Source organism: Bradyrhizobium ferriligni (assembly GCF_056837965.1).
Window position 1 is genome coordinate 1 of the sequence record NZ_JBXEJO010000076.1, and the last position, 23,896, is coordinate 23,896.

Below are 23,896 nucleotides of genomic sequence, written 5' to 3' on the forward strand. Positions count from 1 at the left end.
AGATGTGTATAAGAGCCAGATCCAGCACCGCGCGCGCGGTGGCCTCATCGGTGATGAGGCCGTTGATGACCCGGCCCGCCAATGCGGCCTTGATCGACGGCACCTTGGCGGCGCCGACCGCCGCGGCAATCGTGATCGCTTCCGCGGGGATCTGCGGCGGGATGCTCGTCAGCCGCTTGTTGGTGCCGCCCTTGATCAGGCGGCCCCTGGCGTCATAGGCCCAGCCGGTCACCTCGCCGATCGCGCCGAGCCGCATCATCTCGAGCAGCTCTTCGCGGGTGACGAAGCCGTCGACATGGACCTGGGCCTTCTGGTCCATCTGGCCGATGCCGATCAACCGCAGATCGGCCTTGGCGGCGACCGCCCTCACCCGCGCGATCGGATCGATGCGCACCATCCGGTTGCGCTCGTCCTCGCTCGACATCAGGAACGGCAGCGGCATCGGGTAATGACGCGCACCGGTGCGGTCGGCGAGCCGTCCCACCGTGTCGTAGAAGCTCGCCGAGCCGTCGGCGGAGATGTTGCCGACCAGCGAGACGATCTGGTGATCGGGCCGCTCGATCGGCGAGACCCGCTCGACCGCGGCGCGCACCGCGCGGCCGGTGCCGAGCGCGACGATCACCGGCGTCTCCGAGCGTAGCGTCGTCTCCAGCAGATTGGCGCTACGCTCGGCGATTCCTGCATTCGACAGCGGCGCCGCCGGATCGGTCGGCACGACGTCGCAATGCACGAGGTCGAACCGCGCCTTCAGCCGGGAGGCCAGCTCCATGCAGGCCGCGATGGGATGTTCGAGGCGAAACGTGATCAGCCGCTCCGCCAGGCACAGCGATACCAGGCGCTGCGCCGAGGCGCGCGACACCTGCAGCATTTTCGCAATCTCATCCTGGGTATGGCCCGCGATGAAATACAGCCAGCCGGCGCGCGCCGCATCGTCGAGGCGAGACTTTTCGTTGTCGGGCGCAGCCATCGTCTTGCGTCAGCCTTCCATCCAGAAATCCGTCATCGCGGCGAAGATTCGATCCGCCCCGGCCTGCCGCAGCAGAGCACTGCCATCCGCCAACCGATAGTGGGCGCCGCCGACAAATCCCCACACTTTCATGCCGGCCGCCTTCGCGGCCATCACCCCGCTGACGCTGTCCTCGATCACGAGCGTGCGGCGCGGCGTGGCGCCCATCGCGCTTGCCGCATGCAAGAACAGATCCGGCGCCGGCTTGCCGTGCTTGACCATCTGCGCGGTATAGAGCCGCGGTCCGAAGCTGACGGCGAGGCCGGTCAGCTCCAGCGAAAACTTCACCCGCTCGAGATCGCTCGACGAGGCGACGCAATACGGCAGCCGCAATTCCGCGAGCACCGCCGCGATGCCGGCGATCGGCTTCAGCCGGGAGCGGAAGGTCTCACGGACCTGCAGCGCCAGGTCGGGCAGAAAGGTCGCGGGCAACGGCTTTCCGACGCCCCGGCAGTAGTCGACCAAGGCCGTGGTGCTGCGGCCGAGGAAGAGTTCGAGCGCCCGCTCGGTGGTCATCCCGATCCCGGCCTGCACCATCGCCTCGGCAAGGCAGCGACAGCTCAATTCCTCGCTGTCGACGAGCACGCCGTCGCAGTCGAAGATGACGAGATCGGTCTCGGGAAGCCGCGGATCCATCCCGACATGAGATCATATGCTCACGTCATGAGCAATAGATCACAGTTTCGCGCGGAATGCCGCGCCTCAAATGGTCGCGGTGCACCGCCAGGGATGCTGTGCGACAAGGCGAAATGCCGCATGACACACCTCTGATCGCGACCATCGTAGCGGGTCTCGGATTAGCTTTCGTCTTCGGAACCATCGCCCAGCGCTTTCGGGTTCCGCCACTGGTCGGTTATCTGCTCGCAGGCGTGGCCGTTGGTCCGTTCACGCCCGGCTTCGTCGCCGATCAGGCGCTGGCAACCGAGCTCGCCGAGCTCGGTATCATTCTCCTGATGTTCGGCGTCGGCCTGCATTTCTCGCTGAACGATCTGTTGTCGGTGCGCGCGATCGCGGTGCCCGGCGCGATTGCGCAGATTGCAGTCGCCACATTGATGGGCCTTGGCCTTGCGCTGTTGATGGGCTGGACCGTCGGCGCGGGCCTGGTGTTCGGCCTCGCGCTGTCGGTCGCAAGTACCGTCGTGCTGTTGCGCGCGCTGCAGGAGCGCCGCCTGATGGACACCGAACGCGGCAAGATCGCGGTCGGCTGGCTGATCGTCGAAGACCTCGCCATGGTGCTGGCGCTGGTGCTGTTCCCGGCGGTGGCGAGCTTGCAGGGCGGCGATGGCGCGGCGCTCACCTCCGACCCGCTCGCCGCCCGTTTCGGTCTCGGGCTGACCGGCGTATTGGTGCTAACGCTGATCAAGATCGCCGTGTTCATCGCGCTGATGCTGGTGGTCGGGCGCCGGCTGATCCCGTGGATCCTGCACTACATCGCGCATACCGGCTCGCGCGAGCTGTTCCGGCTGACCGTGCTCGCGATCGCGCTCTGCATCGCGTTCGGCGCGACCAAGCTGTTCGGTGTCTCGCTGGCGCTCGGCGCCTTCTTCGCCGGAATGATGCTGCGGGAATCGCCGCTCAGCCAGCGCGCGGCCCAGGAAACACTGCCGCTGCGCGATGCGTTCGCGGTGCTGTTCTTCGTCTCCGTCGGCATGCTGTTCGATCCGCTCAGCGTGGTGCGCGAGCCCTGGCCGTTCGTCGCGACGCTGTTCGTCATCGTGGTCGGCAAGTCAATCGCCGCCCTTCTGATCGTTGTGCTGTTCCGTCATCCGATGGCAACCGCCCTGATGATCTCGGCGAGCCTCGCCCAGATCGGCGAATTCTCCTTCATCCTGGCCGAACTCGGCGTTGCGCTCAATCTGCTGCCGAAGGCCGGCCGCGACCTGATCCTGGCGGGCGCGATCGTCTCGATCATGCTCAACCCGCTGGTGTTCGCGGTGGTCGACTGGCTGACGTCGCGGCTCGAGAAGCCGCAGGCTTCCTCGCCAACCGCCGCAGCTTCTGAACCAATCCCGGTCACCGAATTGCAGGATCACACCATCCTGGTCGGCTACGGTCGGGTCGGCAGTATCGTCGGCGATGCGCTGCATCAACGCAGCGCGCCGTTCCTCGCGATCGAGGCGTCCGACGACATGGTCGCCAAGCTCAAGGAGCGGGGCATCGAAGCCCTGATGGGCAACGCCGCGCGTGCCAGCGTGCTGCGCGCGACCAATCCGGCCGCCGCGCGATCGCTGGTCATCGCGATTCCCGAAGCCTTCGAGGCCGGCCAGATCGTCGAGCAGGCGCGCGCCGCGAATGCCGATATTCAGATCATCGCCCGTGCGCATTCCGACGCCGAGGTCGATCATCTCAAGGCACTTGGCGCCGACATCGTGATCATGGGCGAGCGCGAGATCGCCCGCGGCATGATCGAGGAGCTCGACAGGGCGCGGCCAGCTGCTATGCGAACCGCCGAGCAGGATTCGGCTGCTTGAGATAGATTACGCCCGCCGCACCGATGCACGCGCGCGTCACGCGATGAGGGAGATCAAAACATGGCCTTCAAGAGCCCGCACGTTTCGCTGGTGTCGTTCTCCGTCGAGATCGGCGCCGCGGAGACGACAAACGTCATGCAGGTCGAGACCGACCTGCACCTGAACACCCGTCATCCAAGCTATGACGCGGCCGCCGTGGAGCGGCTGGTGCGTGACGCGCAAGCCTATCTCGCCGGCAGTGCCGGTCAGGTCACCCGGATCCGGCTGGTTTCCACCCGCAGCGGCCAGACCTGACGCCACTTCATTCGAGCATGATCTCTGCGCAAACGCTTCGCGTTTGTCGCGAGGGAAAACCGGCTTCCACTTCTCCGGATCATGCTCTAGCCGCCAAGAAATGCCGGCGCCAGATCTTCCTGCACGATGATGTTGGCGGCTTCCGTCGTCAGCTCGCTGCCGACGAGGTCAAGATTCTTGGCGGCCTCGAACAGCATCGAGCGGACGTCGTCCGGCGTCAGCACGCCTTTCGCGATCAGCTTGCGCACCAGCGCCTGCAGGATAAGAACGTCGATCTCGCCATGCGCCAGCGGCGTCGGCTTGTACGTCATGATCGTCTCCCAGGCTGATCTCAAGGCTGAGGTTCGTCGTAAGTGAGGCGCCTAGCGCGGTGGTGACGCCATATCCTTGTGCAATTGCTCGAACGCACGGCGCAGGCCGTGCAGCTGATCGACCAGATGGAGAATGACGTCGATGCCCTCGTCGTTGACGCCGAAGTCGCCCTTCAGGTCGCGGATCAGATGCGCTCGCGCCACGTCGGTGTCGGAGAAGCTGACCTCGCTGGCGGTCTCGTCCGGCACGAGCCATTGCTGCTCGATCCAGAACTCCAGCGTCTGCACCTCCAGACCTGCACTGGTGAGGAACTGCTGCTTGTTCATGATGCACCATCCTCGCGCGGATCGAACGCCTTTCGATCCCAGTTCGATACAAACGCCTCGAGCTCGGGATCGGGTCCCTTGGGCAGGACCACCTTGAGCTTGACGAGCTCGTCGCCATGGCCTCCACCGACGTGGGGCGCGCCCTTGCCGCGCAACCGCATGGTCGTACCGGTGTTCGATCCCTTCGGAACCGTCATGGTCACGGCACCGGTCGGCGTCGGAACGCGGACTTTTCCGCCGAGCACCGCCTCGGACAGCGAGATCGGCAGTTCCAGCGTAATGTCGTCACCCTCGCGGGTGAAGCGCGGGTCGGGGCGAACCTCCACCTCGATCAGCGCATCGCCGGGACCGCCCTTCCCGCTGCCGGGCATGCCCTTGCCGCGCAGACGAATGATCTGGCCATCGACGAGCCCCGGCGGGATCGTCACTTCGAGCGTACCGCCGTCGGGAAGCGTCAGCCGCTTGCTCGCGCCGGTGATCGATTCCGCGAAGTCGATCGCGAGAGCGTAATGCAAATCGCGGCCGCGCCGGTTGGCGCGCGCCTGCTCGCTGCGCCGGAGCAACTCGGCGAAGGCGTCGTCCTGGTCCATGTAATCGGCATAGCCGGAACTGTCGGCATAGGGATGCCCCGCATCGGCGGTGGCGAAATCCCGGTAGTAGCGATGCTGCGGCCGCTCGGTGCCATCAGCGTCGATCTCGCCGGCGTCGAAGCGCTTGCGCTTCTCGGCATCCGAGAGCAGATCGTTCGCAGCAGCGACTTCCTTGAATTTGTCTTCGGCCGCCTTGTCACCCGGATTGAGATCCGGGTGCAGCTTCTTCGCCAGCTTTCGATAGGCCTTCTGGATATCGGCCGCAGACGCCGTCGGGGCAACGCCAAGAACCTCGTACGGATTTCTCACAACCTGCTCCGCAACACCGTGAGTGCACCTGCAATCATGAGGGCGCAAAAGCAGGCGATTTGCAAGTGCGCAGGCGCGCCGCCCGGAAGCGGCCGACGCAGCATGCGCTCACGTCACATGACGAGCTAGGATGTATGTCCGGGGTCCAGATAGTTCGGCATGTTCTTTTGCTGCTGCGGCGTCATCTTGGCGGTATCCGGCTTGCCGGGCACGCCCCGCGGACCCAGCAGGGCGCGCTGCATATCGTCCTCGCTCAGGCGCGGCTTGCCATCGTCGAGCTGTCCATCGCCACCGTGACTCTGTGCCATGACCAACCTCCAGTGATGATCGCTTGCGCACAGGCGGGACAATACCGCGCTCCGCCGAAACGAGCCAGCGGAGCGCGGACGTGCCTTAGAGCGTTTTCGAGCGAAGCGGGCACCGGTTCGCGTGAAGAAAACGCGTCAAAACAGGAATCTAGAGCTTCGGTTCTGATTCAATCAGAACCGAACATGCTCTAGTGTTGCTCCTGCCGCTTCTCCTCCGCGGGATGACTTGCCGCGGGCGCAGCATGCGGAGCGGCGTGTGGCTCCGGCCGTGCGGCGGGCTGGGGATGGGCGGCCTGCGGATGCGGCTCGGGGCGCGCCATCGTCTCCGGGCGCGCTTCCGGCCTTGCCGCAGGCTCCGGTCGTGCTTCGGGCTTCGCTGGTTCAGGCCGCGCGACGGGCTTCGCGGCAGGCTCGGGACGCGGCTCATCCTTGCGCACCTCTTCGGGCCGCTTCTCCTGCACGGCAGGCCGCGCCGCTTCTGCAGGACGCGGCTCAAGCTTCGGCTCGGCGGCAGGCGCTGCGCGCTTCTCTTCAACCGCGGGCCTGTTCACTTCGGCGGGCGGATGCGCCGCAACGCCCTTCTCGGGAACCGGAAGCGCGTGGGATCCGGCAGGCGCCGGTGCAGCAGGATGCGGCTCGGCCTTCGTCTCGGGAGCAGGTGCCGCGCGCTTCTCCTCGGCCGCGGGCTTGTTCGCCTCGGCCGGTGGATGCGCCGCCGGAAGCTCCTTCCCCGGGACCGGGAGTGCGTGGGAAGCAGCCGGTGCTGTTGCGGGCGCGGCTGCAGCTCCCGGGTGCCCCGGCTCCCCGGCCGCCGGCCGTGCAGCGTTGGCAGGCACCGCCTCGCCGGCCGCCCGCGCGCGAACCACGCCCGGTCCCTTCAACTCGCCGGGACGCGCCGTTGCGGCGACAGCGGGCACGCCATTGTTGGTCCGCTTGAACAGGCTCGGATCTTGGCTTGCGGTCTCGACCTGCTTGCGTTGCAACGGCGTCGCCGCGAAGTGCTGCTCCTTGGCGATCGCGCGATCGGCCGGCGTCGGCCGCACCTCGATGCCGCCGCGGCCGCCATTGTAGCTGACGTTGTTGACGGTGGTCTGATTGATCGTGACGTTCTTCTCGTAGACGTTGGTGATCCGCGCGCCCTGCAGATTGTTCACGGTGCGATTGTAAAAGAAGTTGCCGTGATCCCAGCGGCCGCCTTCATACCCTGAACCGCCGTAGCCGAAGCCGTAATTGACGCCGCCGTAGAAGCCGACGCGATCACCCCAATAGCCCTGATGGAAAATGAAGCCGCCGCCGAACGCGCCCCAGTAGCCGGGCGTCCACAGCAGTCCGACCCGCGGCGGCTGCACCCAGGTGCCCGGCACCCAGTAGTAATCGCCGCGCTCCTCGTCCCACGACCAATTGCCCGGCGACCACATGTAGCCGGGACCAGGCACCGGCGGCTGATCGTAAGTCGGCAACGGTGGCGGCGCGGTCTCGACGGCCGAGACCGGCGCGCATGCCGCATCCTGCGCGATTGCGGGCGCCGCCGTCGCATAGAACAGCGCCGTGGCAATCGCTGCACACGACACGGTCGAAAGGAGACGAGTTGTCATTGGGAGCCTCTTCGATGAGCACGTTCGACGTGAGACGGAACAAAAGTTCCGTGCATCGGCAATGCACCGACACACTTCATCGCTAGCGCCTTGACCTTACACCAGCCTGAAACGCATCGACGCAAACGGAAACGCGCTCACGCGGCTATTCATGGTCGGTTCAGAGTGCGCCGTGATGCAACGTCGCGCGATTCAGTGGAACATCGCGCGCTGCTTCTCTGCATCATCGAGCGAGCTACGCGAAACGCGACGTGATCGATTCCAACAGCGTGTCCCGAACATGACTTGGGCCCTTGTACGATCACAGCGATCCATGCTCATCCAGCGCTCGCTTCGCGAGCACGGCTATCCATCGAACCGCAATCAGCGCGATGCGTGCATCCGGCTTGCCGGCGCGGCCGTAGCAGTGCTCCCGGATGAGTGCCAGAGACGAACATCAGCCCTCGCAACGGCTTAACCGCAGCATCCCAGCGAGCGCGCTCCGCGATTGACACTCCCCTGAAAGGACCACACGATGCGAGATGCGGCGGCCTCTGGCCCGCGGTTTTTCCGCCGGCGCAATTGCACGGGACTGTTGCATGATGGATGTCATCGTTCCGCCATCTGTCGCCGGCGGGACTGCGTGGCTGACTTGATCTCGACGAGCCTGCGTTGCCTTGAGGTGCCACGATGAACATAGAAAAATATACTGATCGCGTTCGCGGCTTCATTCAGTCGGCGCAATCGCTCGCGATGCGCGAGGGGCATCAGCAGTTCTCGACGCTTCACATCCTGAAGGTGCTGCTCGACGACAATGAGGGCCTCGCGGCCGGCCTGATCGACCGTGCTGGCGGCAACTCGCGCGCGATCCTCAAGGCCACCGAAGACGCGCTGGCGAAGGTACCGAAGGTCAGCGGCGCCGGCTCGGGACAGATTTATCTGGCGCCCGAGACCGCGCGCGCCTTCGCGGCGGCGGAACAGGCCGCCGACAAGGCCGGCGACAGCTTTGTCTCGGTCGAACGCCTGCTGCAGGCGCTCGCAGCCGACAAGGACAGCGAGGCCGGCAAGCTGCTCGCCAAGGGCGGCGTCAATCCGCAGAACCTGAATGCGGCCATCAACGCACTGCGCAAGGGCCGCACCGCCGACAGCGCGTCGGCCGAGAACGCCTATGACGCACTGAAGAAATACGCCCGCGACCTGACCCAGGCCGCGCGCGACGGCAAGCTTGACCCGGTGATCGGCCGCGACGAGGAGATCCGCCGCACCATCCAGGTGCTGTCGCGGCGGACCAAGAACAATCCCGTCCTGATCGGCGAGCCCGGTGTCGGCAAGACCGCGATCGTCGAGGGCCTCGCGCTGCGCATCGTCAATGGCGACGTGCCGGAAAGCCTGCAGGACAAGGCGCTGCTCGCGCTCGATCTCGGCGCGCTGATCGCCGGCGCAAAATATCGCGGCGAGTTCGAGGAGCGGCTCAAGTCGGTGCTGCAGGAAGTGACCTCGGCCGAGGGCGGCATCATCCTGTTCATCGACGAGATGCACACACTGATCGGCGCTGGCAAGGGCGACGGCGCGATGGACGCATCCAACCTGTTGAAGCCCGCGCTCGCCCGCGGCGAGCTGCATTGCATCGGCGCCACCACGCTCGACGAATACCGCAAGCATGTCGAGAAGGACGCAGCGCTGGCCCGGCGCTTCCAGCCGGTGTTCGTCTCCGAGCCGACGGTCGAGGACACCATCTCGATCCTGCGCGGCCTGAAGGACAAGTACGAGCAGCATCACGGCGTGCGCATCGCGGATTCGGCGTTGGTCGCCGCCGCGACGCTGTCGAACCGCTACATCACCGACCGCTTCCTGCCCGACAAGGCCATCGACCTGATGGATGAGGCCGCGGCGCGGCTGAAGATGCAGGTCGATTCCAAGCCGGAAGAACTCGACTCGCTCGACCGCGAGATCATCCGGCTCAAGATAGAGCAGGAAGCGCTGAAGAAGGAGACAGATCTCGGCTCCAAGAGCCGCCTGCAGACACTCGAGAAGGATCTTGTCGATCTGGAAAAGAAGTCGGCGGACATGACATCGAAATGGCGGTCGGAAAAGAGCAAGCTCTCCGATGCGCAGAAGATGAAGGGCGAACTCGAACAGTTGCGTACCGAGCTCGCCAATGCGCAGCGCAAGGGTGAATTCCAGAAGGCGGGTGAGCTGGCCTATGGCCGCATTCCCGAACTGGAGAAGAAGCTCGCGGCTGTCGAGGCCAGCGAGACGTCGTCCGCCAGCGAAACCGTGACCGCCGACAATATCGCGCAGGTAGTCTCACGCTGGACCGGCGTGCCGGTCGACAAGATGCTGGAGGGCGAGAAGGACAAGCTGCTGCGCATGGAGGAGATGCTCGGCAAGCGCGTCGTCGGCCAGGCCGAAGCGGTCCGCGCGGTGTCGACCGCGGTGCGCCGCGCCCGCGCCGGCCTGCAGGACCCGAACCGGCCGATCGGCTCGTTCATGTTCTTAGGCCCAACCGGCGTCGGCAAGACCGAGCTTGCGAAAGCGCTTGCCGAATATCTGTTCGACGACGAGACCGCGATGATCCGCCTCGACATGTCCGAATACATGGAGAAGCACTCGGTCTCGCGGCTGATCGGCGCGCCTCCCGGCTATGTCGGCTATGACGAGGGCGGCGCCCTGACCGAAGCCGTGCGGCGGCGGCCTTATCAGGTGGTGCTGTTCGACGAGATCGAGAAGGCGCATCCCGACGTCTTCAACGTGCTGCTGCAGGTGCTCGACGACGGCCGCCTGACCGACGGCCAGGGCCGCACCGTCGATTTCCGCAACACGCTGATCATCATGACCTCGAATATCGGCGCCGAGTACCTGGTCAACCAGCCGGAAGGCCAGAGCACAAGCGCGGTGCGCGAGCAGGTGATGAACATGGTACGGGCGCACTTCCGCCCGGAATTCCTCAACCGGATCGACGAGATCATCCTGTTTCACCGGCTGCAGAAGAGCGACATGGGCCGCATCGTCGAGATCCAGTTCTCGCGGCTGCGCAGGCTGCTGGAGGATCGCAAGATCGAGCTGGAGCTCGATCCGAAAGCGCGCGACTGGCTGGCGGAGAAGGGCTGGGATCCGGCTTACGGCGCCCGCCCGCTGAAGCGGGTGATCCAGCGCAGCGTACAGGATCCGCTGGCGGAGATGATCCTTTCCGGCAACGTGCGCGACGGCTCAGAGGTAAAACTCTCGGCTACCAAGGCCGGCCTCACCTTCAACGGCAAGAAGCCGGAGAACGCGGCCGCGGACGAATTCGAACCGGTGTGAGACAGGCCGGACTGCCCACGACGCGCTGTCATCGCCGCGTCGTCTGCCGGCATCATATGCAAGCCGACTATACAAGCTGACCTGCAACCAGGGAGAGCGCCATGACGCAGCACAAGATCAAGGACAACATGGAGGTCATCGGCGCCGATGGCGTGCATGTCGGCACCGTCGATCACGTCGAGGGCAACCGCATCAAGCTCAAGAAAAGCGACAGCGATGGCTTCCACAAGGGCCATCACCACTTCATCGAGCTCGGCTTCGTGGCGGGTGTCGAAGGCTCCAAGGTTCGGCTCTCGGCCAACGCTGCGATTGCGGTGACCCTCGAGGAAGAGAAGTCCGGCAAGCCCGTCGATTGAGGCAGGCACCTCTGCAAGCGCGTGAGCCATTCGAGCCCTTGTAAAGGCTCCACCGGCATGCTCCTCTGCCCCTGTCTGGACGCCGATCCGGCGTCCAGCGCCTGCCTTTTGTCCTCGTGGAAGTGCCGTTCTAGTCAAGGAGACATGCGTGCCATCAGCCGTTCCGCAACCGGTCGCTGCGAAGCTGACGCGCGCGGCCATCTTCCTTGCGGTCACGCTCAAGCCCAACCCGGAATATGATGCGGTGGTGCGGTCGCTATGCGCCGACCTGGGCGCGCTCCTGCGTGCCGTGGGCTTCCGCGATCTCGAGGGCCGGCTGTCATGCGTCATGGGCATCGGCTCCGACGCATGGGACCGGCTGTTCGGTGCGCCGAAGCCGAAAGGTCTGCATCCGTTCCGCGAGATCAATGGCGTCCACCACGCCGTCGCGACGCCGGGCGACCTGCTGTTTCACATCCGCGCCGTGCCGATGGACCTGTGCTTCGAGCTCGCGACCCAGATCATGACGCGGCTCGGCGATGCGGTCGCGACCTCCGACGAGGTGCACGGCTTCAAATATTTCGACGAACGCGACCTGCTCGGCTTCGTCGACGGCACGGAGAATCCGGAGGACCAGGCGGCCACCGACGCCACCATTATCGGCGACGAGGACGCGGCGTTTGCCGGCGGCAGCTATGTGATCGTGCAAAAATACCTGCACGACCTGAAGAATTGGAACGAGCTGCCGGTCGAGATGCAGGAAAAGATCATCGGCCGAACCAAACTGTCCGACATCGAGCTCGACGATGCGGTGAAGCCGAGCTACGCGCATAACGCGCTGACCACGATCGTCGAGAACGGCGAGGAGCTCGATATCGTCCGCGACAACATGCCGTTCGGCAATATCAGCAAGGGCGAGTTCGGCACCTATTTCATCGGCTATGCCAAGTCCCCGCACCGGATCGAGCAGATGCTGGAGAACATGTTCGTCGGCAAGCCGCCGGGCAATTACGACCGTTTGCTCGACTTCAGCCGCGCCGTGACCGGCATGCTGTTCTTCGTCCCGTCCGCGACCTTCCTGGAGGACGTCGCGAGCGAGGCGCCGGCACCTTCGTCCGCCGAGCCGTCTCTGGATGACGCCGGGGCCGACGACACACCTGCACCAGGAATACCGCCGTCCGACGGCTCGCTCGGGATCGGCTCACTGAAAGGAGAGGCTGGACATGAATAATCTTCATCGGGGACTCGCCCCTATCTCGGACGCGGCATGGGCCCAGATCGAAGAGGAGGCCTCGCGCACGTTGAAGCGCCATCTGGCGGCGCGCCGTGTCGTCGACGTCGACGGTCCGAAGGGAACGGATTTCTCCGCGGTCGGCACCGGTCATCTCAAGAAGATTGCGGCGCCGGGCGACGGGGTCGAGGCGACGCAACGCGACGTCCAGGCGCTGGTCGAGCTGCGCGTGCCGTTCGAGCTCTCGCGCCAGGCGATCGACGATGTCGAGCGCGGCGCGAATGATTCCGACTGGGATCCGCTCAAGGATGCCGCGCGCAAGATCGCCTTCGCCGAGGATCGCGCGGTGTTCGACGGCTACGCGGCCGCCGGCATTCAGGGTATCCGTCAAGGCACCAGCAACCCGGTGCTGACGCTGCCGTCGAGCGTCAAGAACTATCCCGCCGTGGTCGCGCAGGCGGTCAGCCAGTTGCGGCTTGCCGGCGTGAACGGTCCCTATACGCTGCTGCTCGGCACCGAGCCCTATACCGCGATCGGCGGGGCGACCGACGACGGCTATCCGGTGCTGCAGCACATCCAGCGCCTGATCGACGGCAAGATCATCTGGGCGCCGGCGATCGAGGGCGGCGCGTTGCTCACCACCCGCGGCGGCGATTTCCAGCTCTCGATCGGCCAGGACCTTTCGATCGGCTATCTCAGCCACTCGGCGAAATCGGTTCAGCTGTATTTCCAGGAGACCATCACCTTCCTGATGCTGACGAGCGAGGCGTCAGTGGTGCTTGCGCCGGAGGCGAAGAAACCCGCCTAGTCTTACCGGCGTTGACTCATCCGGGAAGTCTCCGGCCGTGGCCGGAGCTTCCGTTGAACTTCAATGGAGAGGAGGCGCGCAATGGACTACGATCTCTACATCAATCCGAAGAAGACATCGGTCGGTCTTTATGTCCGCAAGGGCGCGGGTCTTCCCGACCTTGCCGATGCCAAGGACTGGGTGTTCGACGGCACCTCGGCGCAGGCCAATCTGCCGCCGCAGCTCGTGAAGGAAATCGAGGCCAACGGCCACGCCTTTCGCGACATGGATTAAGCGCGTCAGCCGGCGTTATTTCTCACCAGTCTTCACCGGGGCGGTCTCGGGCATCAGGCTCATCGCCACGATGCCGATCGCCGCCGCGAGCAGAAGATACCAGGACGGCGCCAGCGGATCCCCCGACACGTGCAGCAGCCACGTGACCACAAGCTGCGCGGTGCCGCCGAACGTCGCGATGGCGACCGCGTAGATCGTGGCGAACACGCCGCCGCGGATGTTCTGCGGCAGCGCTTCGGTGAAGGCGGCATAGAACGCGGTGAACGGCAGCGATCCGATGAACGACAGGATACCGAAGCCGAACAGCAGCGACCACGCACCGGGGTCCTGGACGATCCACAGGAAAGCCGGATAGGTCAGCACCAGCACGACCAGCTGCGGCCAGATCATGATCGGCTTGCGTCCGAGCCGGTCGGCAAGCCAGCCGCCCAGCACCGCGCCGATGATCTGCAGTCCGTTGCTGACCAGCGAGACCGTGAACGCCAGCGACGGCGACACATGCAGCGTGTTCTTGGCGTAGGTCGTCATGTACTGCGTCACATAGGTCGAGATCGTACCGCTGGCCAGAATCATCACCGCCAGTACGATGACGCGAAGATGCCGGCGCGCCAGCGCCACATGGCTTAAGCGTTCGACCTGCCCGGCGGCGTGCTCCCCATGCGAGACCGTTTCCGGCAGCGTGCGGCGCATCCAGATGCCGAACGGCAGGCAGACGGCCCCGAGCAGGAACGCGATGCGCCATCCATAGGCCTGCAGCATGTCGGGCGCCATCGCGCTGCTCAGGATGACACCGACAAGCGCGCCCACCGTCGCCGCGATCTCCTGGCTGGCCGGCTGCCATGCGACCACGAGGCCGCGGCTCCTCGGTGCAGCGATCTCGATCAGATAGGCCGTGGTCGGCCCGACCTCGCCGCCGAGCGCGAACCCCTGCACCATCCGCGCCAGGATCACGATGATCGGCGCCACAATGCCGATGGCGGCATAGGATGGCGTCAGCGCAATGGTCAGGATCGCGCCGCCCATCAGCGCGAAACTCAGCAGCATCGCCGGCCGCCGCCCGACGCGGTCGGAGAAGACGCCAAGCACGATGCCGCCGATCGGCCGCGTCAGGAAACCGGCGCCGAAGGTCGCAAGCGACAGCATGAGGCTGCCGTATTCGCTGTGCGCGGGGAAGAAGGTGCGCCCGATATCGGTCGCAAAGAAGCTGTAGGTGATGAAGTCGTAGAACTCCAGCATGTTGCCGATGGTCGCGGCAAAAGCTGCGCGCTTGACATCGAACTGTTCCCTGCTCGCAATCTCCGGCAACGCTCTCGGTTCCTTGTCTGCTGGTGCGAGCGGAGTATTATTCCTCCGACCGTGTTAGGCAAGGCATGGAGAGCCGCGCGATCTGCATGCGACGCAAGCGACAAGAGGAACAGATCCGATGCCAGCCGACAAACTCTTCATCAATGCCAGGCTCGGTGACGGCACCAGCCGCGATATGCTGGTCCGTGGCGGCCGCATCGTTGCGATTGAGGCGATAGGCGAACGGCCGAGCGGGATCGAGATCGTCGATCTCGGCAATGCGCTGGTCGTGCCCGGCTTCGTCGAAGGCCACATCCATCTCGACACCAGTTTTTACGGCGACGCCTGGCGGCCGCACCGTCCCTGCACCAACGGATTCGACGTCCATGAGCGGGTGGCGTTTCAGGCCGAGAACCTTGCCGCCGCCGCTCCGATGGACGTGCGCGCGCGGAACCAACTCGACCTCTGCATCGGGCATGGCACGACGCAGATGCGCAGTCACATCATGGTCGACGGTTCTGTTGGGCTGAAGTCGCTGGAGACCATCCTCGGGATTCGCGAGGAATACAGGGATTTGATCGACATCCAGCTCGTGGCGTTTCCCCAGAACGGCATCCTCACCAGCCCCGGCACGCCGCAACTGCTCGACGAGGCGATCAAGCTCGGCGCCAACGCCGTCGGCGGGCTCGATCCCGCAAGCTTCGACCGGGATGTCGAGGGCCATCTCGACGTCGTGTTTGGCGTCGCGCAAACGCACGGCGTCGATGTCGATATCCATCTTCATGACGGCGGCATGCTTGGCGCCTTCGAGGTCGAGCAGATCGCGGCGCGCACCCGTGCGCTCGGCATGGAGGGCCGCGTCACCGTCAGCCACGCTTACGGGCTCGGCGACATTCCTGCCGACGCGCTGAAGAAGACCGCCGACAGTCTGGCGCGCTCGGGCGTGGCGATCATGACGAATGCGCCGGGCAGCCGGCCGTTCCCGCCCGTCGCCCTGTTGCGGAAAGCCGGCGTCACCGTATTCAGCGGCAACGACAACATCCGCGACTCCTGGTGGCCGTATGGCGACGGCGACATGCTGGGCCGCGCCATGATGATCGGATACCGCTCGGGTTTCTACACCGATGAGGAGCTCGCGATCGCGTTCGATATGATCACCGCGGCCGGCGCCAAGGCGCTCAGGCTCGAGGACTACGGCCTGCATGTGGGGGCCAAGGCCGACTTCGTGACCCTGAACGCCGCGCATATCCAGGAGGCCGTGGTCGCGCGGCCGTCCGGTCGCTCCGTCTACAAGGCCGGCGTGCTCACCGCGCGGGACAATCGCGTCGTCAAGGCCGCCGGCCGATCCTGAATTGGACGCGGCGTCCAATCGAACGGCTTAGCGGACCGAGGGGATGATCGCGCGGAGGATGTCCGCCTTCCAGCGCTGCCGGGCGCCGTCGAATGCCGCAAAATCGTGGTCGAACTGCCAGTAAGCCCACGCCCAGCCATTGCGTTCCGCGCGTCTCGCCATGAACGACAGATACGTCGCGCGGCTCTCCGCGGGAGCACGTTCATAGACACCGAACTCGCCAAGATAGATCGGGCGCTTCTCCTTCTCGGACCAGGAGCGGATCTTGTCGAAATCGGCCGAGGCCCTGGCTTCGTCTTCCGCAGAGCCCCAGCGCAACGGACCGATCTTCGAGAAGGTCGGCGACCACGGCGCACCCTGATGGGTGAATTGCAGCGGCAGGTAATAGTGGAACGTGACGATGAGGTTTCGGTCGCCGGCCGGCAGCACCAGCTGATCGATCGGCAGCTCCTCGGTGTTCAGGATCGCGACCACGACATTGCGCTGCGGGTTGGTATCCCGGATGATGGCAAGGCAATCGCCGAGCAGCGCATTCCATTCGGCCGAGCTCATGTTGCCGCCGGGCTCGTTCAGGATCTCGAACACCAGCGCCGGGTATTTCCCCGCATAGCGCGATGCGATCTGGCGCCAGAATGCCTTGAGCTTCACACCGCACTCGGCCACGTCGCGTTGGCAGAGATCGGTGTCGTGCTCATCGAGGATCGGAACGAGCCTGCTCGCCAGCACCTGCTCGATCACGGCATCGAGGCGCCACAGGACGGCATCATCGAGGATGTCGCCGGAATCCATATGCCTGAAGCCGAAGAAATTGATCCGGACATGGGAAAAGCCGGCCCTGCGAATCGCGGCGAAGTTTTCCAGTCGGAACGGCGCGTTCTGGTAGCCTTCCCAGATGCCGTCATAGCCGAGAATATTGATGCCGCGCCCCAGCGCCGCCGCGTCCGGCGATGCCCCCTGCCCCGCAGCGTTCACCGGCGCGATCAGCGGGACAGCAAGCGCCGCCGCCGCCAGCATGATGAAGGCTCTTTGCAGAAGCAATCGGAACGCGGTCATGGCTGCTCCAACTCGCGCGGATGTACGCGCAACGACGGCACCGGCCGGCAAATGGCGAGGAAGAAGGCGATCAGCAGCACCGACGTGAACATCGTCGAGCGAAGGAAGACCGTCTCGGTGAAATTGGTTTGGCAGTTGAGGAAGACGAACCCGATGATCAACGCGCAGTGCAGACGGTCGATCGCCCGCCCTGCGATCAGGCAGAGCACCTTGTAGGAAAACAGGAAGACGCTCGCCGTGAACAGGAAATAGCCCAGGAATCCGGTCTCGACGAGAATGGCGATATAGCCGTTGTGATAATTGTCGAGGACCCAGCCGTGGTTCTGGTTGAAATAGTCGTAGATCGCCGGATTGGTCCAGAACCCGTTGATGCCGAATCCGAACAGCGGCGCGTCATCGAAATGGCTGATGGCGTACTGCCAGATGAAGGTTCGCTCGGTGAAATCGATCGTCGTGTCGAAGACATGGATCGAGTCGTAGCCGGTCGTGTAGAAATACAGGATCAATAGCGCTGCCGCGACGCACATGGCACATGGCAGCATCGCGTAGACCTGCATGCACCGGACCGACCACAGGGAGGTGATCAGTAGCGCGCAGGCAACCAGCGACAGGGCGCCGGCGCCGCGCGACTCCGAGAGCATGACGCAGGTGGAGGCCAGCACGAACGTCACGAGGAACGGCAGCCATCCTTGTCCCGCTATCTTTCGATAACAGGCGAAGAACATGAGATAGGCGCCGGCGAAGCCCAGGGTTTGCTTCGACTCGAAGACGCCCTGCCACTGTCCCTTGTGCATCCAGGTCTGATCGACCCCGATGTCCGGGAGGACGACCGCACAAAACGCAGAGGCCGCGATCAGCACGAACAGGCCGCGGATGGCCGATGTCACGATGTCGTCGATATCGAGGCGGGTGATCATGCAGAACGCGCCAAGCGTCGTGATCGCAAGCGCCGCGGCCTTCATCAGGGCCGCCGCGCCGAGGTTGGTCCACAGCACGGAAACAGTGGCGAACGCATAGAACGCGACGATCACGAGCGTGTCGAGATTCAGGGCCAGCCGCAGGCAGGGACGGATGAACAGGCTTGCGTAGATCAGAACGCCCCACATCAGCAGGGCGACGGCCTGCTGCACCAGGGTCAACTCGGTTGGAAGCAGCGCGGCGTGGAAGGTCCCCATCGACATGATCACATTGATGGTGATCGACCAACCGACGACGGTCCTGGCAAAATTTTCCGCCCCGACACCCGGTGCCTGCCAGATCGATCCGTCGATCGCACGTCCGTCCATTCGGTTGTACTCCGCTCATGGAATGAGCCTGCTGCTCCGGTGGAGCGGAGCGGCACATTGCACTCGTTAGAGGCGTCAGTCCTTCGCTGACGAGGATCGGGTGCGGTTGAACAGCAGATAGAGCGCGTGCGGATTGGTCGTCAGGTAGCGCCAGAACAGCCGCCGCGGCTCGAGCCACAGGCGCCAGGCCCATTCGAGGCCGACGATCTGCATCCATGTCGGCGCACGCGGCCGCGAGCCGGACAGGAAGTTGAACAGCCCGCCCGAGGTCTTGATGACGCCGACATTGCCGAGCCGAGGCATGAACTCGTCGACGAAAGCCTGCTCATAGGGCACGCCGAGCGCGACCCAGAGAAAATCAGGCGCCAGGGCGTTGATCTCGTCGACCTTGGCCCGCAGTGCGTCGCCGCGCAGATAGCCGTGCGAATGGCCGACGATCTTGAGTGCCGGATAGGCCCGGCGGACATTGGCAATGGCAGCCTTGTTCTCGGCTTCGTTGGCGCCGAACAGATAGAAGGTCAGTCCGAACTCTTCCGCCTTGCGTGCGACATCGTGAAACAGATCCGTGGTCGCGACGCGCTCGGGAAGCGGATTCGGCGACCGAAGCTTGGACACCATGACCAACGGTTGCCCGTCGGCGTTGATCAGGTCGGCGGTACGGAACAGCCGGTCCGTCATCGGCTCGGTCGAGCAGCGCGACAGCACCTCGCCGTTGGCGGAGGTCAGATACAGCGGGCGATTGGCACGCCGGTTCGGATGCACCGCCTCGACCATGAACTCGGCGGTCTGCTCGCGATCGAGCACGGCGAGCCGCAGTCCACCGATGGTTGCCCGGGGAACTCCGGCGGTCGCAGCCCTGCCGACAGGATTGATACGCCGCTCCCTCGCACCGTGTGGCAATGATCCGATCTGCGTCGACGCCGAGGACATCTGCTCGGCCCGCAATATGTCGCAAATCCGGACAGGTGGCGCAGCCATGTCCGAATTGAGACGCCGAGCCGGCTTGCGGTCGGCCTGCGGGAACGAAATTGCGTAGGAAGCGCGGGTTTTTTGGCTGTGACTCAGCATTTCGGCGGGACTCCAGGACTTGCGAGCCCTTAACTGCAATATCCGGTCCAGACCGTGTGCGATTATCTCACCACGGCGCGATTGAGCTGATCCTTAAGGGATTGTTAACGATGCTGATCCCTGGGACGCGGCCACGCCGAGTTGACGCCGATCGCAGTCGATACGATGACGGCAATGGCTCGACCCAGCAACAATGTGCAAAGGTCGACGCATTGCGTTAATACAAATCGTATTCTGCCGCTGCCCGAGCCGATCGACCTTTGCTATAAAGGGCGGCGTGCCGGATTCAATCGGCGCTTTGAAACTGTCGTTTTGTTTGGTCTCACATGAACAAGAATGATGACGCGTTCGATGTCAGCATCGACGACGCATTCGACTTCCTGTCTGAAGAGTACGTGAAGTTATTTGAAGGCTCGGACGCGACCGCCTTCCAACATCCGCTATGGCTGGACAGCCTTTACCGCAAGCTCGCTCCCGCCGCGTCGGCCAGACCGCTGGTCGTCGCCGTCCGCCATCGTGCGAACAAGTCGCTTGCGGCCGTGCTGCCGATGCTGCGCGTGCGGCGCGGCCCGATGCGCACCATCGAATTCGCCGATCTCCGCGTGTCCGACTATCTGTCGCCGGTGTGCAGCATCGCGACCTTCACCGACCTGCTGCAAGACCAGCGTGCCTGCGAAAGGCTTCGACAGCTGCTGCGGCCGTTCGACCTGCTGCGCATACCCAAGCTGCTCGACGCGAGGATGCCGATCGAGAATCTGCTCGGCGCGCCCCACCGCAGCCTGATGGATACCAACGCTTACGCGACGGTCCTGGTCGCGCCGTTCGAGCAATGGCAGATCAATGCATTGGGAAAGTCGTACCAGAAGGAGCTGGCAAAGAAACGGCGCCAGATCCACAAGAAGGGCACACTCACCTTCTCATGCTGCGACGACAGCGCTTCCGTCGGCGAAGCCATGGAGACGATGAGAAAGTTTCGCGGACCGCGGTTTCACGAACAGGGTGATGGCGACCTGTTGCAGCGACCGGAGTATTTCGATTTCTACTCGAGCGTGGCGCTTCGCGGCATGGACTCCTTTGCCCGGCTCTACGCCATGAAGATGGACGGCAGCGTCATCGCCACCGCGCTTGGGCTTGTCCACCGCGGCAGCGTCCTCGTCGTCATGACGGCGTTCGACATCGAGGGATACAAGAGCCAATCGATCGGCGCGCTGACATTCGAGAGCGTCGCCAGGGATTGCGTCGAGCGCGGCGACCGGGTGCTCGATTTCACCATCGGTGACGAACCCTATAAGATGCAGTTCGGCGGTCAGCCGACGCCGATGTCTGCGGTGACGCAGGCCGGCAGTGCGGCCGGCTCGCTCGCGCTGTTTGCCTTGAAGCAGGCGCCCTGGATCAAGCAGGCCGCCAAGCGTGTGACCGACCTCAGGCCGGTCCGCACCTCGACCGGCACGCGCTAAAGCGCGATGAGATCGGCTCGGATCATCATCGCGCTTCAGCTCATTGTGAACATGATCTCGGCGCGACGACTCGGCTAGCGGAGCGCGCTGCGGACGCGCATCACCCATCCCGGATGAATCCGGTCCACCCGGTGGGTGATCATGCGGCGAAGGAAGTGCAGCTTCCGCCGCAAGCTCCAGCGCACACCGGTGTTCAACGTCAAGGCCTGGCGGAAGTTCGCCAGGTGCAGCGAGTGCTGATCGGCGGCGAGCTTGTCCCGATCTGAATAGAACTGCGCAATCTTGTCCACGCCCATACCGGCGGTCTTGAGCCAGCGCGGCACATAGTCCGTGCAAAGACGTTCGACGTCCACCAACAGTCGGCCAACGCCGGTTCCGGCTGCGGGACAATTGGTCTGAAACGCATCGCCGATCAACACGACGCCGGGCTGCAGGTGGCCCTCGGTCACAGTCAGATCCATGACCCAGTTCTGCACCTGGCCGACCACCTCGAAATCGCCGAGATAAGGCTGCAATCCCGGCATCAGGCGAAGCAGCGTCCTTCTGGTGTCGCGGCGCAGCTCGCGCATGATCGGATCGGTCGGATCGCGGAACATGAACAGGTTCGCGCGCATGCCGCCCGACATCGGAAACAGGCTGAGATAGTCGACACCGTCAGCCGCCTCCTCGCCGTAGCAGGTCAGTGCATCGAAATCGAACGGCGCGTTGTCCGGCCGTGCGATCGTGAAGCCGAACGAGACCGAGTGGCGCGCAGCAAGCATCTGCCGGCGCATTCCGAGACCGTGGCCGAGCATGTTCGTCATACCGGTCGCCAGAATGACCAGACGCGAGACGACGCGCTTTCCGGAGGCCAGCGTCAACTGCTGACGTTCCTCGCTGCAGCTGACATTGGTCACCTGGTCGAGCAGGAAGCTCGAGGCATCGGGCGTCAGGCCGCGTGCCATGTTGACGAGGTTGGCATAGGAAATCCCGTAGGATCGGCCGACGCCGATATCGACCAGCTTGCCGCTCCTGATGTTGAGCACCCGGTCATAGGGCGCGGCAATGGCCTCGACGTCGTCGATGAAGCCGAGGCGGCGCAGGATATCGATCTGCCGTCCGGCGATCTTCTCGACGCGGAATTCATCCGGCGGGATCGAACGCTTGTCGATCAGGATGACCCGGTACCCGGCCCGGGCGAGCACAGCCCTTGCAAGCGAGCCTGCCAAACCGGCTCCGACAATTGCGACGTCCGCTTCGATGACCTCGGCCTCGCAGGCCACGATCGGCTTGGTCACACTTTTCTCGGCAATCATGTTTGTCCGCTCCGACGGCTAGAGCGTTTTCGAGCGAAGTGGATACCGGTTCGCGTGAAGAAAACGCGTCAAAACAAGAATCTGGAGCCCCGTTCCGATTCCATCGGAACGGGAAAAGCTCTGGTTGGCCGCAGAACTGCAATTTCCTTGCCTGCGGTGCCGCCTTGCCGATCGAGCACGGCGAGTTCCAGAATCGAGGTTAATGAAAACGTCCGGACCACGATCGGCGGTCTCTCGGCACATGGTTTGCACGACGGTCGGCCATGAAACCGAACCTTTGCAGGATCCGCAGCGGGATGGCGAGGCGATTGCCAGGCCATGGAGCAGCGACAGATGGCGTTGACGCGCAAGCGCCGTCTCATCCGGCTAGGTCCGCGCCACTGGACCCGGCGCTGGAGGCAAATCCGACCTGCGCCGTTTGGGGACAGGGTAGGCGGCGCCGTTCCAGAATGGAGCAACGCGACGTGGCCCCGTTCACAACTGCGTTGGGCCCGGAAGCCATTCGAAAGGAACGGAATCTTAGCAAGAGAACATTAACACTCCAGGCTTCACCGATTGCTGCGGTCAACAGCCCCGACTGGATATTGAGACGTCTCTGGTGATTGCCTCCGTGTTCCAATTGTTACGGCGCGACGTCACGCGCGGCGTTGCCGGGACCATCCTGCTCAAGGTTGGTAGCGGCGGGCTCGCATTCGCGTTGTTCTCGCTGGCCGCGCGGGCGATGACGCCCGACGCGTTTGGACACTTCGCAACCCTGCTCTCCGTCGCCCAGATCGCCTCGGTCGTGGGCCTGGTCGGCCAGGAGCTGCTCCTGGTTCGGTTTCTCAATGAGTATGAGGTGCGCGGCCAGACCGACTTCACCAAGGGTGTGCTGCTGACGAGCCTGAAGAACTCAGCGATCGGGATGCTGATTTCGATCGCCTCGATCGCCGCGGTGGCAGGCATTCGCGGCGAGTGGTGGCTCTTGATCCTGTCGGTCTCGGCGTTCACCGCGGTCAATGCAGGGCTCATGCTCGGCAGCCAGATCGCGCGATCGCTGGTCAGCATCCTGATGGGCGAAGGCAATCGGGAGTTCTTCTGGCGCGTCGCCGTCGTCCTGTTCCTGATCGCGGTGCTGTTCGGCCACCGGCAGCTCACCCCCGCCGAGCTGTTCAGCGCGATGTCGGCCGCCATGGCCCTCGGGCTCGTCGTGCAGATCGTATCGATCGTGCGGGTGCTGCCGAACCTGCGGTCGGTCACGGCGCGCTTCGAGACCTCGCGCTGGAACAAGAGCGCATTCCGGTTCTGGCTCGCCTCCATTCTCGAAGCGGCAAACCAGTATTTCGACGTCATCCTGGTCTACTGGATGCTGGATCCGGCCACCGCCGGCGTCTATTTCGCCGCCTCGCGGCTGGCCAACATCTTCGCCATGCTGTCGGCTGCGCTGTACACGTTCGGCGCGCGCCGGCTCCCCTCGCTGTACTTCAGCAAAAATCACGACGAGCTCGAACATACGCTGAAGCTGATGGCCGAGGTGACCGCTCTCTGCGTGCTCAGCGGCCTCGTCATTGTCTGGGTGGGCGCCCCCCATCTGCTCGGCCTGTTCGGACCGCACTTTGCGGCGCAGCAGTGGGTGTTGATCGTGCTCGCGATCGGAACGGCCTTCCAGGCGGCGGGCGGGCCTTCTGCTGCTGTTCTGCAGCTGACAGGCCATGAGCGCGATTACGTTCCCGTTGTCGCAGCCAATGTGGCGTTGCGGCTGCTGGGATTTGTCGTGTTGATTCCCTGGCTCGGCGTGCTCGGCGCCGCGATCTCGGCGACGGTTTCGCTGGTCGTCGCCACCATCGCGCTCAACGTGCTGTGCCGGCGGCGGACCGGCGTCGACCCATCCATTCTGGTGCTGTCGCATCTGTGGCCGTCGAAAGGTGACGCCTACGCGGTCCGCGTTGCGGACAGCAACGACTAGAAGCGTCTTTCGAACGA

At 64.3% G+C, this 23,896-nt stretch carries 22 protein-coding genes; 10 read left to right on the plus strand and 12 right to left on the minus strand.

Annotated features, from left to right (window positions below):
• Together AC1VNY_RS34085 and AC1VNY_RS34090 are read right to left on the minus strand one after the other, a co-directional pair.
• A partial coding sequence (locus tag AC1VNY_RS34085; RefSeq protein WP_482408466.1) for a sugar-binding transcriptional regulator occupies window positions 1–967 on the minus strand: 967 nt, incomplete at its 3' end.
• Window positions 968–976: 9 nt separating this feature from the next.
• Complete coding sequence (locus AC1VNY_RS34090) at window positions 977–1,642, minus strand: HAD family hydrolase (RefSeq protein WP_482408467.1); 666 nt, start codon at window positions 1,640–1,642, stop codon at window positions 977–979.
• 113 nt (window positions 1,643–1,755) lie between these two features.
• On the opposite strand from AC1VNY_RS34090, the gene ybaL reads away from it, so the two are divergent.
• Both ybaL and AC1VNY_RS34100 read left to right on the plus strand, forming a co-directional pair.
• On the plus strand, window positions 1,756–3,477 hold the full coding sequence (gene ybaL, locus AC1VNY_RS34095) for a YbaL family putative K(+) efflux transporter (protein ID WP_482408468.1): 1,722 nt from the start codon (window positions 1,756–1,758) through the stop codon (window positions 3,475–3,477).
• 60 nt (window positions 3,478–3,537) lie between these two features.
• Window positions 3,538–3,771 (plus strand): hypothetical protein, encoded by a 234-nt coding sequence (locus AC1VNY_RS34100; protein ID WP_482408469.1) that lies wholly within the window; start codon window positions 3,538–3,540, stop codon window positions 3,769–3,771.
• A gap of 86 nt (window positions 3,772–3,857) precedes the next feature.
• Here the strand turns inward: AC1VNY_RS34100 and AC1VNY_RS34105 are convergent, their stop codons facing one another.
• The 5 genes from AC1VNY_RS34105 to AC1VNY_RS34125 all read right to left on the minus strand — a co-directional run bounded on the left by AC1VNY_RS34105 (window position 3,858) and on the right by AC1VNY_RS34125 (window position 7,211).
• The gene (locus tag AC1VNY_RS34105) at window positions 3,858–4,082 is read right to left on the minus strand and encodes a hypothetical protein (protein WP_482408470.1); all 225 of its coding nucleotides are present in this window, start codon (window positions 4,080–4,082) and stop codon (window positions 3,858–3,860) included.
• A gap of 51 nt (window positions 4,083–4,133) precedes the next feature.
• Window positions 4,134–4,409: a chaperone modulator CbpM gene (locus AC1VNY_RS34110; protein WP_482408471.1), complete on the minus strand. Its 276-nt coding sequence runs from the start codon at window positions 4,407–4,409 to the stop codon at window positions 4,134–4,136.
• Window positions 4,406–5,308: a DnaJ C-terminal domain-containing protein gene (locus AC1VNY_RS34115; protein ID WP_482408472.1), complete on the minus strand. Its 903-nt coding sequence runs from the start codon at window positions 5,306–5,308 to the stop codon at window positions 4,406–4,408. Before AC1VNY_RS34115 ends, AC1VNY_RS34110 begins: the two co-directional genes overlap by 4 nt.
• Before the next feature lie 125 nt (window positions 5,309–5,433).
• Window positions 5,434–5,616: a hypothetical protein gene (locus AC1VNY_RS34120; RefSeq protein WP_028334890.1), complete on the minus strand. Its 183-nt coding sequence runs from the start codon at window positions 5,614–5,616 to the stop codon at window positions 5,434–5,436.
• 188 nt (window positions 5,617–5,804) lie between these two features.
• Window positions 5,805–7,211 (minus strand): YXWGXW repeat-containing protein, encoded by a 1,407-nt coding sequence (locus AC1VNY_RS34125; RefSeq protein ID WP_482408473.1) that lies wholly within the window; start codon window positions 7,209–7,211, stop codon window positions 5,805–5,807.
• Between the two features lie 669 nt (window positions 7,212–7,880).
• Between AC1VNY_RS34125 and clpB the strand changes: the two genes are divergently transcribed.
• From clpB to AC1VNY_RS34150, 5 genes are all read left to right on the plus strand, one after another.
• Window positions 7,881–10,493: an ATP-dependent chaperone ClpB gene (gene clpB, locus AC1VNY_RS34130; RefSeq protein ID WP_482408474.1), complete on the plus strand. Its 2,613-nt coding sequence runs from the start codon at window positions 7,881–7,883 to the stop codon at window positions 10,491–10,493.
• Window positions 10,494–10,594: 101 nt separating this feature from the next.
• Window positions 10,595–10,849, plus strand: a complete 255-nt coding sequence (locus AC1VNY_RS34135) for a DUF2171 domain-containing protein (RefSeq protein WP_028334888.1) — start codon at window positions 10,595–10,597, stop codon at window positions 10,847–10,849.
• A gap of 148 nt (window positions 10,850–10,997) precedes the next feature.
• On the plus strand, window positions 10,998–12,059 hold the full coding sequence (locus tag AC1VNY_RS34140) for a Dyp-type peroxidase (RefSeq protein WP_482408475.1): 1,062 nt from the start codon (window positions 10,998–11,000) through the stop codon (window positions 12,057–12,059).
• Window positions 12,052–12,867: a family 1 encapsulin nanocompartment shell protein gene (locus AC1VNY_RS34145; RefSeq protein ID WP_482408476.1), complete on the plus strand. Its 816-nt coding sequence runs from the start codon at window positions 12,052–12,054 to the stop codon at window positions 12,865–12,867. Before AC1VNY_RS34140 ends, AC1VNY_RS34145 begins: the two co-directional genes overlap by 8 nt.
• 81 nt (window positions 12,868–12,948) lie before the next feature.
• Window positions 12,949–13,140, plus strand: coding sequence for a hypothetical protein (locus AC1VNY_RS34150; protein ID WP_028334885.1), 192 nt, complete (start codon window positions 12,949–12,951; stop codon window positions 13,138–13,140).
• 15 nt (window positions 13,141–13,155) lie between these two features.
• On the opposite strand, the gene AC1VNY_RS34155 is transcribed toward AC1VNY_RS34150, so the two are convergent.
• On the minus strand, window positions 13,156–14,445 hold the full coding sequence (locus AC1VNY_RS34155) for an MFS transporter (protein ID WP_482408477.1): 1,290 nt from the start codon (window positions 14,443–14,445) through the stop codon (window positions 13,156–13,158).
• A 118-nt stretch (window positions 14,446–14,563) separates the two neighbouring features.
• On the opposite strand from AC1VNY_RS34155, the gene AC1VNY_RS34160 reads away from it, so the two are divergent.
• A complete protein-coding gene (locus AC1VNY_RS34160; RefSeq protein WP_482408478.1) occupies window positions 14,564–15,775 on the plus strand; it encodes an amidohydrolase family protein in 1,212 nt (403 codons plus the stop codon).
• A gap of 27 nt (window positions 15,776–15,802) precedes the next feature.
• On the opposite strand, the gene AC1VNY_RS34165 is transcribed toward AC1VNY_RS34160, so the two are convergent.
• The 3 genes from AC1VNY_RS34165 to AC1VNY_RS34175 all read right to left on the minus strand — a co-directional run bounded on the left by AC1VNY_RS34165 (window position 15,803) and on the right by AC1VNY_RS34175 (window position 19,044).
• Window positions 15,803–16,828: a glycoside hydrolase family 5 protein gene (locus AC1VNY_RS34165; protein WP_482408479.1), complete on the minus strand. Its 1,026-nt coding sequence runs from the start codon at window positions 16,826–16,828 to the stop codon at window positions 15,803–15,805.
• Complete coding sequence (locus AC1VNY_RS34170) at window positions 16,825–18,114, minus strand: O-antigen ligase family protein (protein WP_482408480.1); 1,290 nt, start codon at window positions 18,112–18,114, stop codon at window positions 16,825–16,827. Before AC1VNY_RS34170 ends, AC1VNY_RS34165 begins: the two co-directional genes overlap by 4 nt.
• 75 nt (window positions 18,115–18,189) lie before the next feature.
• The gene (locus tag AC1VNY_RS34175) at window positions 18,190–19,044 is read right to left on the minus strand and encodes a WecB/TagA/CpsF family glycosyltransferase (RefSeq protein WP_482408503.1); all 855 of its coding nucleotides are present in this window, start codon (window positions 19,042–19,044) and stop codon (window positions 18,190–18,192) included.
• Between the two features lie 464 nt (window positions 19,045–19,508).
• Here AC1VNY_RS34175 and AC1VNY_RS34180 point away from each other — a divergent pair, with 464 nt between their 5' ends.
• Window positions 19,509–20,639, plus strand: coding sequence for a GNAT family N-acetyltransferase (locus AC1VNY_RS34180; RefSeq protein ID WP_482408481.1), 1,131 nt, complete (start codon window positions 19,509–19,511; stop codon window positions 20,637–20,639).
• Between the two features lie 74 nt (window positions 20,640–20,713).
• On the opposite strand, the gene AC1VNY_RS34185 is transcribed toward AC1VNY_RS34180, so the two are convergent.
• Complete coding sequence (locus tag AC1VNY_RS34185) at window positions 20,714–21,934, minus strand: FAD-dependent oxidoreductase (RefSeq protein WP_482408482.1); 1,221 nt, start codon at window positions 21,932–21,934, stop codon at window positions 20,714–20,716.
• Window positions 21,935–22,553: 619 nt separating this feature from the next.
• Between AC1VNY_RS34185 and AC1VNY_RS34190 the strand changes: the two genes are divergently transcribed.
• Window positions 22,554–23,879 carry a lipopolysaccharide biosynthesis protein gene (locus AC1VNY_RS34190; RefSeq protein ID WP_482408504.1) on the plus strand — a complete coding sequence of 442 codons (1,326 nt, stop codon included), beginning with the start codon at window positions 22,554–22,556 and terminating at the stop codon, window positions 23,877–23,879.
• Window positions 23,880–23,896 lie beyond the last annotated feature (17 nt).